Below are 12,477 nucleotides of genomic sequence, written 5' to 3'. Positions count from 1 at the left end.
GAATAAACCTTAAAGAAAGTGAGTGATTGACAATGTTAATATATTACTTTAAATAGTACATACACTATAATCACTCACTATTGCTTAGACTAAGTTGACTAATCTAGTTAGGTATTTATAACTGAGTGATCATATTGAGACAGCATTCACGACATCGATAAACTTGGCTGAATTAATATCTGACCTCTGGATACCAATAAACCCTTTATGCTTGACAAGAATCAATACAACATCTGCCTGTTGTAATGCATTAGACAAAGATACCAAGGTGACATTGTTGCGATTTTCCAATACAGCAGGCAATGTTTCGATATTCGGTTCCACCGCCAGAATTTGATAGGCAGGGTTGTTGGCCAAGGTCTTGGTGATATCCAGCGCCGGGCTCTCGCGCAGATCGTCGATATCCGGTTTGAAGGCCAGACCCAGACAGGCAATTTTCGGGTTGCTCAGGCCGGCAACCGCTTTTTCCACCTGCGCCACCACATAGTGCGGCTTGTAGTCGTTGACCAGGCGAGCTTGATGGATGATTTTGGCAGTGTCAGGATTCTGATTGACGATAAACCAGGGATCGACTGCGATGCAGTGGCCCCCCACGCCGCAACCCGGTTGCAGGATATTGACGCGCGGGTGACGGTTGGCCAAGGAGATCAGCTCCCATACATTGATACCTTGCTGGTCACAGATCAGCGACAGTTCGTTGGCAAAGGCGATATTGACATCACGGAAAGCGTTCTCGGTCAGCTTGCTCATCTCGGCGGTGCGCGCTTCGGTGGCAATGCACTCACCCTTCTTGACAAACATCTTGTAGACCTGAGTGGCGGCTTCGGTACTGGCCTTGTCCATGCCACCGATGATGCGATCGTTCTCCACCAGCTCGCGGATCACCTGACCGGGCAACACGCGCTCCGGGCAGTGGGCAACAAAGATGTCAGGGGTCTGGCCTTCTGCCACTGTGTGCGGGAAGGTCAGATCGCTGCGCTCTTCGGCCAGCCATTTGGCCATCTGTTCGGTGGCCCCCACCGGAGAAGTGGACTCCAGCACCACCAGATTGCCTTTCTCCAGCATGGGTGCCAGGGCACGGGAAGCACTCTCGATATATTTCAGATCCGGTTCGTGATCTTCACCCTTGAACGGAGTCGGTACGGCAATCAGGAAGGCATCCGCTTTCTGCGGGCAGGTATGGGCGCTCAGGTGGCCATCCTGCACCGCTTGCTTGACCAAATCTTCCAGGCCCGGTTCCACGATATGGATCTTGCCCTGGTTGATGGTATCTACCGCATGCTGGTTGACATCGACTCCGATAACCCGAATGCCGTTGCTGGCGATGACTGCAGCTGTTGGCAAACCGATATAACCCAGACCAACGACGGAGATGGTTTCAAATTTCATTATTTTGTGCTCTCAAAAGTAAAAAAGGGACATAATGCATGCCCCCAAGGACAGGTATGTAATCTGTAAATCAGGCCACTTGCAGGCTGCTGTCAATCTGCTGACCGAGGGCGCCGCTCAGACCGATGACGGCCTCGACGATGCGCTGACTGGTTCTGCCATCCCCATAGGGGTTGTTGGCATGGCTCATCACCTGGTAGGCCAGCTCGTCATCCAGCAGGCGAACGGTTTCTGCAACGATCGTCTCGTCACAGGTCCCCACCAGACGAACTGTTCCGGCCTTGACAGCAGCAGGACGCTCTGTGGTGTCTCGCATGCACAGCACCGGTTTGCCCAGGGTGGGTGCCTCTTCCTGAATACCGCCCGAGTCGGTCAGGATCAGGTAGCTCTGCTTCATCAGATAGACGAACGGCAGGTAATCTTGCGGCTCGATCAGATGCACATTGTCGAGCCCCTTGAGGTTGCGGTTGACCGGCTCTTGTACGTTGGGGTTGAGATGAACCGGATAGACGATTTGCACATCATCCCGCTGGGCCAGCACGGAGAGCGCCTTGCAGATCCGTTCAAAGCCATCACCGTGATTCTCGCGGCGATGACCGGTGACCAGGATCAGCTTCTTGCTCTTGTCGAGGAAAGGGAAGCGCGCGGCCAGCTCAGCCTTCATGCCATGGTTTTTATCAATGCGTTGGGAAACCTCAATCAGGGCGTCGATCACCGAGTTACCGGTGACGAAGATGGTCTCCGGAGCGATGTTCTCCATGATGAGGTTTTTCAGCGAGCTGATCGTCGGGGTGTAGTGTTGATCGGCGATGCCGCCAGTCAAACGACGCATCCCCTCTTCCGGCCAGGGAGAGTAGATGTTGCCGGTGCGCAGCCCAGCTTCAACATGGCCAACTGCGATACGGTGGTAGTAGGCAGCCAGTGTCGCCGCAAACGACGTAGCCGTGTCACCGTGCACCAGAATGCGGTCCGGTTTGAACTCGGCAAAAACAGGTTTGAGCCCCTGCAAGATGGCGGTCGTGACATCGGTCAGATCCTGGCCCGGCTTCATGATGTTGAGATCATATTCCGGCTCAATTTCGAACAGGTTGAGAACCTGATCCAGCATCTCCCGGTGTTGCCCGGTAACACAAACCCTGACGTCAACCTTGCGATTAGCCTGGAAAGCCTTGACGATAGGGGCCATCTTGATGGCTTCCGGTCTGGTACCAAAAACGATCAATACTCGCTGCGCCTTAATTGGCATAATAATCACTCCCGTGTGAGCTAATTGGTTTTATCTATCCGAAATTAACTAATAAAGACTGAGTTCACTGTTGAGCTGTGTCAGCCTGTGTTGCCAGGTGTGTTGGGCCAGCACGATTTCCATCGCGTTTTGACCCAATTCGTCTCTTAGTCGAACATTATTTTGTAATTGTTCACACCATTCGCGCGCCGCAGCACCATCCTGCACTGCGACAATGCTCTTGCCAAAAATGTTATCCATGGCGATCGAAGGGGTGCTGATAATAGGGCAGCCAGCAGCGGCCAATTCAAACACCCGACGGGATAGCATTGTTGAAGATTGACTAATCGTATTGAAGTTTAAATATATTTGATATTTCTGATATGCCTTGGCAACCGACATTTGAGTGATCGCAGGTTTACAGTAAGGTTGTAGTTGCTCAGGATAGCTGCAGCCATTTCCCTTCTGCCAAAACCGGTCAAAAATAATCAGTTTTTTATCTCGCAATGCCAGAAGAATATCTTCTTGAGCCCTGCTTCGCTCAGCCAGCTCATTACCATAATAGCCCCCCAGAAATGCGACCTCCGGACCCCGCACTCCCTTCTCTGCAGGGTGATACCAGCGTGGCTGGGCAGCAAACATCAGCACACCGACATGCTGAAAACGCTGATGGGGGAGCGCATGATAGCGCCTCAGTGAGCCGGAATCCGTAGTGTATACCACATCAAACAACGCGGCCGCATCAGCAAAGCGTTCGAAGTGAAACGGATCCTCTTTGTTCCAGAAAATTGTTGTGATTTTCCGCTTGTGGCAGAATTCCAGCAACCTGCGTAGCTCTGGTTTATTGGGCGAACTATGGGCATAACTGGCTATTTTCCCTTTCCAGCTATCTTTATAACCACGCCAGGCTGATTCGACAAATAAAAAGTCAGGTTTGAAAAACCTTAACTTCCATTGCCAATCTATCGGTGTTATTTGAATTAAATCTGCGTCTGGAGCCAAACTGAATGTAGTAAACTGGTCGGCCACTAAAGCAATACATGGTCGTTTATTATTGCCCAAAGAAATTGTTCCACATATATAATTAAGTGAAAATCATAGCCACCTATTATCTACATAGCGTGGAATATGAACAGCATGCAGGTTTTATCAAAAACCAATAAGTTTTTATAAAGTCGTTGCTTGGCTATATTCTGACAGGCAGACCTCAATCCTCAACGTTATCTCTTTGGCAGATGATATTCTCATCTGCCAAGAATACAGATCTGACCTATCTTGCATCACCTTATCAATCCTGGTGTTCACGCAAGGTCGCCAACCCCATAACAATCAGGCCATAGAAGAGGCAAAGCAGAACACCAATTGTGACCAGGTTATACAAGCGACGTGGGTATTCGGCTTCTTCCGCCAAGGTTGGCTTCGTCACAACCAGCAGGTGTTTCAGCTTGCGATATGCCTCAACGCGGGCTTGCTCCAGACTGATAAGGCCCGTCTTGTAGAGATCAGCAGCCAGAGTGGCCTGGGTTTTCAGATCCATATATTGGGCAGTGATTTCGTTCATTGCCTCAGGTGCCACCTGAGTGCCAGCACCGGCATCATTGGTGGTCAATTTCGCCTTTTCCTGTTTCAGTTGCTTGCTTAACGCATCAACACGACTTTGCACCGATACCACCCCTGGTGCGCTCTCTTTCATATAACTGCGCAATTGCTTCAGTTCTGCCTGCTGGCGCACCAGCTCGGCTTCAATTTCACTGACCACACCAAGGCGTGCAGTGCTGGTCGATTCCGGGCTGATTAGCTGATGGCTATTTTGAAACGCCAGTACCTTGGCTTTCTCTGCCTGCAAGCGTTGATGGGAACGGTTAACCTCTTGCTCGACAAATGCGAGCTGATCCATGGCGACCTGGTGGCCCAGCTTGTTGATAAAACCTTCCGCCTCTTTCAGCATCATGCTCACTACCTGCTGGCCATATACGGGATCAAAAGCCTGCAATTCGATAGTTAATACCCCGGAGAGTTCATCAAGACGCAAGGTCAGGTGATCACGGTAATATTCAAGAAACTCTTCGCGGGTCGCCTCCCCCGATAAACGGGAGAAGAAGTCGGCATCATGGCTTTGGTAGTGCGCTTTGAGCGCCAATTCGCGATCCAGCTTGGCCAGCAGATCCCAAGAGCGCAGGTACTCTTGTACCAGCAATACGTCCTGATGATTGCTACCACCCAGCCCCAGCATAGACAGGGCATCGGGCAACATTTTGATTTGATCTGCCTGCTTGATAATGATGTCACTTCGGCTGACATAACGGTCTGAAGCAATCCCGCCAAAATAGATCGATGCCATGGTAAAGCAGGCTACAACCCACAAAAAGCTGCCCAGTTTCAGACTCTGTTGCCAAGACCTGTGGGCGATTTTATAACCGTTGGAATCAATGAAGAAACGCTTCGGCTCTTTGCCAAGTTTGCGAAGCTTCCGCACGAAGCGTGATGGCTTTTCAATTCTGATAGGTTGTGTCATGTTTAATTGTGCTTATTATAGATTTTGATAAATACGGATCGCATCGTCGATATTGTCAAATACCTCCAATCTGCTATTTCGTAATAAAATACCCATATCACACTGCTGACGCAGGTTTTTCATATCGTGCGACACCATAATCAGGCTGGCAGTTTCACGTTTCTGGTTAAAAACATCGATACACTTCTGCTTAAAACGAGCGTCCCCCACCGAAGTGATTTCGTCAGTCAGATAGATATCGAAATCAAAGGCCATGCTAACCGCAAAGGAAAATTTGGAACGCATACCACTGGAGTATCCCTTGATTGGCAGCTCGAAATGCTGACCGATTTCCGAGAACTCCTTGACCCACTCCTCAACAGCAGCCGTCTCGCGCACCCCATGAATACGGCAAACAAAACGGGTATTTTCACGCCCCGTCATGCTGCCCTGAAAGCCCCCCCCCAATGCCAGTGGCCAGGAGACCCGGCAATGCCGGCTCACCTTGCCACGGTTGGGCATATCCATGCCCCCGAGCAGTCGTAGCAGGGTCGATTTGCCCGCCCCGTTGACCCCCAGAATGCCGATATTGCGATCCTGGGGCAAAGTGAGCGAGACATCGCGCAGCACATAATTACGGCCAAATTTGGTCGGGTAGTACTTGGTAACAGAATCAAGAACGATCATCTGGTTTCACTTTAACTTGCAATCAAGCGACGGTGGCTTAACCGATAGCAACTCATGGCAAAGGTGAGCAGTATCAGGGTGACAGCCGCTAGATACTCCCAACTGACATATGGGCTGCTATAGCCGGCAATCCAGCCACTGCGAATCAGCTCGAGGGCATGCACCAGCGGATTCCATAAAAACCAATGCCTATATTGGGCCGGAATAGTGGCCAGCGGGTACATGACACAAGAGATAAACATCAATGGCATCATCAGCAGACCGAGAAACTTGTCGGCCTCTTGCATCAGGTTGCAGATCACACAAAAAACAATACCGAGAGAAAACGAGAATATCATCAGCAGCAGATAGATAAGTATCACCTGCAGCGGATCGGCGGGGATGGCATCAAAGCCCAGCCAGAGTAACCCTAGGACCAGTATTACTCCCACCATCATCCCCACCATGCTTTCGAGCATAAAACGAGCGATGAAGGTTGAGAATGGGGTGACCTGACGGTAGCAAAACAGCCCCATATTGGAGCTAACTGCCGTTTGCAGTTTGCTCACCACATTTTTAAAAAAGAGAAAAGGCAGATACCCTGCGGTGATAAAGAGTGGTGCTGGCGCTCCGCCAAATCCGCTATGACCGCGCAAGCCAAAGATCAGGCTAAAGGCACCGATCATCAGCAGAGGGTCCAGTAGTGCCCAAGCATAACCCAACCGATAACTACCAAAGCGGGTTTTAAGCTCACGAATAAGCAGGCCAAAGACAACATCTCGCAACACCTGCAGGGATGTGCGCGGCGTTTGATTAAGAATCGGTTTATTCATTAGTTCGCTTTACCCATAGCAGACTCGCCCGTTGGCGAGTCTGCTTTTTCTCATCAAGAAGCGGCTTAGTTAATTGCTACGTTAGCAGCCACGGCGATCTGATAGATGATTTGGGTAATATCCTTGACCGATTGCATGGTTTTGCTGTCGACCTTGGGCAACACCAGGATCTGATCACCGGGCTGGACACTCCCCTTATCTTTAAACTCCACCAACCCGTTGGCATGAACCACGGCAATCCGCTGGTCATTCGCACGCTCGGTAAATCCACCCGCCCAGGCCACATAGTCATCGAGAGTTGCATTGGCGTTATAGACCACAGCTTGCGGCATCAATACTTCCCCACCGACCTGGATCAGGTCCGTTCTGTTCGGTATGACAATCTGGTCACCCTGTTCCAACTGAATGTTCGCAACAATCCCCTTGTCTGCGACCACCACCTTGCCAAGAGGCTGGATTTTTCTGGCCTTTTCGACAAAGCGCATCACCAGTTCAGCCTCTTTGGCACGGATCGACGCTTCACCATCCGAGCTGGCAGGAGCAGTAAACACACTGCGTTCCAACCGGTTGAGCGACTCTTCCAACATCTCTTTTTGCCGCGCAGCGACACTCTTGCGCATCAGGTAGATGGATTGGTAATCGGCAAGCTGTGGGTCAATGGGAATATGGTTGAGCAGCTCATGCAGTTTGGTCTGCTTGCGCACAGTGAAATATGAGGGCCCCATATAGCTACCAGCGACCTGCACATCATAAACCTGTGCATGCATGTCATCATTGAACAAGACTTTGTCACCATCCTTAAGCTGGAGGCTGGCAAAATCCTTGTAAGGTAAATAGATGGAGAATGGACCACTTGGACGGTCACCTATCACCCCGACATGACTCACCTTGGCAAGCGGCAGTGCGTAGTTAACCAGCTCCGAGCCTAGCGTATTACGCTGAGTCAATTCGAAACGGAAGGGATTACGAACCTTGCCCGCGACATTTATCATCGGGCCCTGTGGCTCTACTAGGATGACATCCTGATCTTTAAAAGAGAGCTTGGGCATTTTGCCCTGCTGCATGAATTCATACAGATCGATTTTTTGGATGACCTGGTTCTGGCGTAATACCTTTATTTGACGATAGCTGCCGCGCTCCGAGTCGATCCCCCCAGCCCGCTTTAGAAAATAGAGCACACTGTCAGAGGATTGACCCGCATACTGGCCTGGCCGTATTACCGGGCCAGTTACAAACACACTCACGGGAGTTGTTGTCAGCAGGTTGACGTAGATATTGACATTATTTGTAAAAACATCGCCAATCCTGCTGGTCACCAGATTATTGACCTGGCTGGCTGGCACATTCTTGACATTTATCGGGCCGACATCAGGGATGAAAATATTGCCCTGATTATCTACCGTCACTACATTTGAAAAATTGACGGCACCCCAGATCCAGATATTAAGCTTGTCCCCTGGCGCTATCAGATAATTGTCATTCAAGCCATCGCTGCGTTCGGTCTCATAGCCACCGGCAAACAGATTGGCGCCATAGGGAGGAGGTAATCCAGCCTCTGCCAGGGGCAGTAATTTACGTACATCTGCCTCACCGGGTAACAACATCCCTTGACGATTCTGTTGAGTAAAACTCCCGGTCGTTGAACTTGTGTTGGCCTGCCCACTCAGTGCTGCTTGACCACCAAGCTGGGTGCCGGTGTTTTCAGCAGCCTTTCCTGAAAGGGTGTAACCAAATGATGATCCATTTGCTTGCGCTAAATCCGGGGCGGCAATGGCCATGGTTGCGCAGGATGTACTGATGAGAAACAGAAGTGTGCCGAGCTGATAAATTTTCATTTTGTTCAAAACATGTGCCTTCATTTTATTGCTCAGCAAGAAGGTTGCTGACAGAGGTCTGTTCCAGTTGAGGTATCAGATACCATTGTTCTTCAGTCTTGCATGCCGCGCGCCTTTGCGAATGGCCTTGCATGCTGTTAAACAACAACTCAACGCACTCAAGACCCAGAGCCGAAACATAGCGTTGCCCCAGGGTATAGGTAACATTGTTTCTACTGAATGCAGCGCCTTGTGGCAGTGTATTCAGCGCCTGCTGCAGATCGGGAGGCATGGCATACAATTCAGTAGCAACTGACGGGTTGACGAGAGGACGAGACGCTTCTACCTGCTTTGGCTCATATGCACAGCCACCAACTTGTATGGCTAACGATATGGCCAATAACCGGGTTGCAAAATTCATGTGTCAATATTTCCCATGGAGTCAAGTGTTGAACTGTTAAAGCCAGGTCGCCTTATGGTCTGGCAACGCTATTGCCGATCGACTCATTATCTTTCATGACCAAAAAACGAACTGACATGTGGCTGTTCATCCCCAGCCCTGCAACTGCAAAAGCGGGTTTTGAGTTCCTCATCAACAGACAATCTGCCGAGACTGCGAAGCGATACCAGGCAGTCTGAACAAGAGGGCTTTGCTCAAAAAATTACCATTTACAGCACACATTTCAGAATGTTCTGAGTGAATCGAGCAAGACACGATATATGATGGATCTCAGACAGAACAGCAATAGTCTCATCAGGAGTAGGCATGAGCTCTAAAATGAGCAATGCTGCTCAATTGCTGTAAAGATGTAGCGATGTTGATGCGAAACACTGTTTTTTTGCCATAGCTACCGCACGGCAATGACATCTTCCCGGACAAAAAACAGACAAAATGGATGTAAAACTAAAACAGGAGGGAAAATAACGATGCCTGCCAGCTCAAAAAGCAGACAGAGATTGATTGCAATGTAAGCACCCACCCCGTGCATGAGAACGTCACAATGTGACGTATATCATACTTATTCTCATTTTTTTCGAATGCTATCAATAAGCCACAATTGGGTCAACACTCAAAAAACTCACCTGCATTCTTCACACGACAAGGAGGGACACAAGACTCTGTTTTTAAAAGATTTACGCACAAAGCAACATTGGTAATAAATGTATTCGCACGGTGTAAATATTTTTGACGACAAGCAAGATTAATTTAGAAATTTCTTAATTATCCCTCGCTCCTCCAAAAAGAAATTAATTTTTTGTGAGTCACATCCATTGAAATTTCAATTAAAATATGGTTGGCAATACTTTATTCGAGTTCGGCAACCTCTCTGATATCCCCATCAATCCACTCAGCCATTGCCTGAAAAGTGACCGCTATTAACATCACACATAACAAGCTGTTCAAATAACGTTCAGCCAGACTCCGTTTTTCCCCCGTTATTGAGAACATAAAAGCGATAGACCATTTATTCGCCAACATGGTTTTTTTTAGTTTTTCTGGCCGTGATTGACAGGGTTATTGCCTGTTGACTATGCCTGATATGTGTCCGATTGAATCGGCACCACAGGGTCTCAACGACATTGGAGGGGGCATGGACGCTAACACTCTATCAAGGATTGGCCTGCTGGTTTCACTGCTCACCAGCACAGGGGCCGTGGCCAATGACAATATTCTTGCCCTGCAGCTGGGCAAGGCGTTCAGCAATGAAAAGCTTGACATCAAGATCGCCGATGCCAAGTTTCACCACATGTTCTGGCGCTGGGGAGACTCGGCCTGTCAATTTGGATTGGGAGTGCGTGGCGGTACCCTCAAGGTAGAAGATGAAGAGACAGCAAGACTGGGAGGCGGTGCCCGTATCGAATGCCAATGGGGTAACTGGGTGACCTGGATCCCCGGCGAAATGGTCTGGCTCGATCAGTATCAATTTGGCACCCGCGGCCACGGCTACAAGGATTACGGCGGTCCCTTGCAGTTCGCTCTGGGTATCGGCCTCGGTTACGCCATCACCAAGAATTGGCTGATCGGCTATCAGTATGAGCACATGTCCAACGCCTATATGTATGACAAGAACCCGGGGCTGGACAGCCATACCCTCCATATCGAGTACCGTTTTTAGCCAGACAGACTTCGTCGTGCTCATCTGAACACACTCTGCAAAAAAGCCTTCACTCCCGTGAAGGCTTTTCGTTATGTCGTCTTCTGATAACAAAGGTGACAGTGAGAAGATCACCATACTCAAGACATGGATGACGACACGCTCTGCCGCCCCACCACATCATGGGGTGCAATCAGTCCTTTTTCGCTTTGTTGGCGAAGAAAATATCGGTCTGAATATCCTGGGTGCGCACCGTGAAGATCTGGTTGGTGAGATCGTCGGTCAGCATTTCGGCCTCCTTCATCACCCGCAGATTGAAGTCGTTGAGCATGCTGTTGGCGGCGGCCTTGTCGGTTTTGACCGTTTTCAGATAGTTGGCTTCCATCTCTTTCTGCTCTTTGGCAATCTTCGCCTCCCAGCTCTGGTAAGCCTGCTTCACTATGGGGGCCAATTTGGGGTAATCGGTCATTATCAGGGTCTGCAGCTTGCGATATTTCCAGTAGATGGAGTCGCTGTCGGCCTTGTCGCTACCCATGGCATAGTGCGCCGGATAGGCTTCCAGACCGCTGTAGTAGGGAACGAAGGCGGTCAGATCTGCCATGCCGAGGCCCACATAGGTCACCTCCCCCACCTCACGCGGCATCCAGGGGCGTACCTGCATCACGTGGGACTCGTAGGTACGGAACACACTGACAGGGCGCCACGGCTCCTGACCGTTCAACCCCTTGCTGTAGGGATCGTGTTCGGTGCCGTCATAGTGATTGCGCAGCACCGCCTTGACCTCCTCCAGCGTCATCTTCTTCTCGGGGACGAGGGTGACCGGGAACTGACGACCGGCATCCACTGCCTGCTTGAGCGAGGGGTTGAACATCTGCTGGATGGTCCAGACCCGCGGATCGTTATAGGTGCGGTCCCGCTCGTCATCGCGGGTATAGGCTTTCGAGAAGTTGAACGCCCCATCCTTTTGCGGATGGTAGAGCCCCTTCTCGGTGGCAAATTCGATCAGATTTTTCGATCCCATCATATCGGCACTGGCGGGATCGTACTGCTGCAGGCGGCCCTGATTGCCGGTGGCAAAGTAGTGATTTTTCGGCAGACGCTGCGCCATCCAGTGATGGCCGGTGGCAGTCTCCAGATACCAGAGCTCGTTATCATCCACCACGGCGACACCAAATCCCTCTCCCGCGCCTATGGTCTCGATGATGTTGCCAAGCAACGAGATCGCCTCGCGGGCCGATGTGGACCGGGAGAGCAACACATCGGGAATGTCATCCTCGGTGATCCCCTTATCTTCCACATAGGGGTCAAAGGCGAGCGCTTCGGGTGAGGCAAAAATGGACTCGGTGCCGCTCACCCCGACTCCCTTCTCGTTGAACCCGGTGGCGCCATGCAGCTGGGTCTTCCAGTTCGGTACCGTGGTATAGCGCAGGGAGTTTTTCGGCAAGGGGTAGCTGAAATCATTGGCGCCATTGTGAGCCTTGGAGCTGTACATACCGCTCTGCCCCTGCTTGGCCGGATGGATTACGAAATGCTGGGCTTTCAGGGCATCGCTGTCGGCGCTGCGGGCCACCATCATGGAGCCATCGGCGCTGGCTTCACTGCCGACCAGCAAGGTGGTACAGGCGAACGCCGACGAGAAGAGAGCAAAGTTGATGGAGAGTGCGACGACGCACTTTTTGAAGGAATACATGAGATCTCCTTGTTGCACAGAGTGGTTGCAAATAAGCGGTGGCGCGCCAGTCAACCTGCCGCTGTCACAAGGGATCTGCGCGGTGACACGGGCCGGACAGTGCGGGCCATCAAACCGTAAACACGAAAAAGAGCAGTGCGAATAAACCATGGAAACCAGGGAGGTAGCCAGGCCCCCTGATAGGCGACCTGTGCGCATTTCTGCTTTCCGCTGTCCCGCTGGCGTGGCGATACTAGGCCCAATCAACTGACTTGAGTGTGACTGACAGCC

The 12,477-nt window shown here is 50.8% G+C and carries 10 protein-coding genes; 1 reads left to right on the top strand and 9 read right to left on the bottom strand.

The annotated features are described in order from the left end of the window. Positions 1–129 precede the first annotated feature (129 nt). The 8 genes from wecC to I6L44_RS04015 all read right to left on the bottom strand — a co-directional run bounded on the left by wecC (position 130) and on the right by I6L44_RS04015 (position 8,842). On the bottom strand, positions 130–1,389 hold the full coding sequence (gene wecC / locus I6L44_RS04050; protein WP_216953361.1) for a UDP-N-acetyl-D-mannosamine dehydrogenase: 1,260 nt from the start codon (positions 1,387–1,389) through the stop codon (positions 130–132). Positions 1,390–1,459: 70 nt separating this feature from the next. After that, entirely contained in the window at positions 1,460–2,635 is a 1,176-nt protein-coding gene (gene wecB / locus I6L44_RS04045) for a non-hydrolyzing UDP-N-acetylglucosamine 2-epimerase (protein WP_216953360.1), read from the bottom strand. Between the two features lie 48 nt (positions 2,636–2,683). Beyond that, positions 2,684–3,676 carry a glycosyltransferase gene (locus I6L44_RS04040; protein ID WP_254204259.1) on the bottom strand — a complete coding sequence of 331 codons (993 nt, stop codon included), beginning with the start codon at positions 3,674–3,676 and terminating at the stop codon, positions 2,684–2,686. 226 nt (positions 3,677–3,902) lie between these two features. Beyond that, the gene (locus tag I6L44_RS04035; RefSeq protein ID WP_216953359.1) at positions 3,903–5,129 is read right to left on the bottom strand and encodes a sugar transporter; all 1,227 of its coding nucleotides are present in this window, start codon (positions 5,127–5,129) and stop codon (positions 3,903–3,905) included. Positions 5,130–5,144: 15 nt separating this feature from the next. Next, positions 5,145–5,795: an ABC transporter ATP-binding protein gene (locus tag I6L44_RS04030; protein WP_201989227.1), complete on the bottom strand. Its 651-nt coding sequence runs from the start codon at positions 5,793–5,795 to the stop codon at positions 5,145–5,147. 11 nt (positions 5,796–5,806) lie between these two features. Continuing rightward, a complete protein-coding gene (locus I6L44_RS04025; protein ID WP_216953358.1) occupies positions 5,807–6,607 on the bottom strand; it encodes an ABC transporter permease in 801 nt (266 codons plus the stop codon). A gap of 65 nt (positions 6,608–6,672) precedes the next feature. Further along, positions 6,673–8,481 (bottom strand): polysaccharide biosynthesis/export family protein, encoded by a 1,809-nt coding sequence (locus I6L44_RS04020; RefSeq protein WP_254204258.1) that lies wholly within the window; start codon positions 8,479–8,481, stop codon positions 6,673–6,675. Then, a complete protein-coding gene (locus I6L44_RS04015; RefSeq protein ID WP_201996467.1) occupies positions 8,468–8,842 on the bottom strand; it encodes a hypothetical protein in 375 nt (124 codons plus the stop codon). Before I6L44_RS04015 ends, I6L44_RS04020 begins: the two co-directional genes overlap by 14 nt. 1,171 nt (positions 8,843–10,013) lie before the next feature. On the opposite strand from I6L44_RS04015, the gene I6L44_RS04010 reads away from it, so the two are divergent. After that, on the top strand, positions 10,014–10,538 hold the full coding sequence (locus tag I6L44_RS04010) for an acyloxyacyl hydrolase (protein WP_216953357.1): 525 nt from the start codon (positions 10,014–10,016) through the stop codon (positions 10,536–10,538). Between the two features lie 172 nt (positions 10,539–10,710). On the opposite strand, the gene I6L44_RS04005 is transcribed toward I6L44_RS04010, so the two are convergent. Next, positions 10,711–12,207, bottom strand: a complete 1,497-nt coding sequence (locus I6L44_RS04005; RefSeq protein WP_216953356.1) for a C69 family dipeptidase — start codon at positions 12,205–12,207, stop codon at positions 10,711–10,713. Between the last annotated feature and the right edge of the window lie 270 nt (positions 12,208–12,477).

The sequence above is a fragment of the Aeromonas sp. FDAARGOS 1414 genome, from assembly GCF_019047065.1.
GTDB lineage: Bacteria > Pseudomonadota > Gammaproteobacteria > Enterobacterales > Aeromonadaceae > Aeromonas > Aeromonas veronii_A.
The sequence above is the reverse complement of the archived record's forward strand: the minus strand, read 5'-3'. Positions and strand labels throughout refer to the sequence as shown.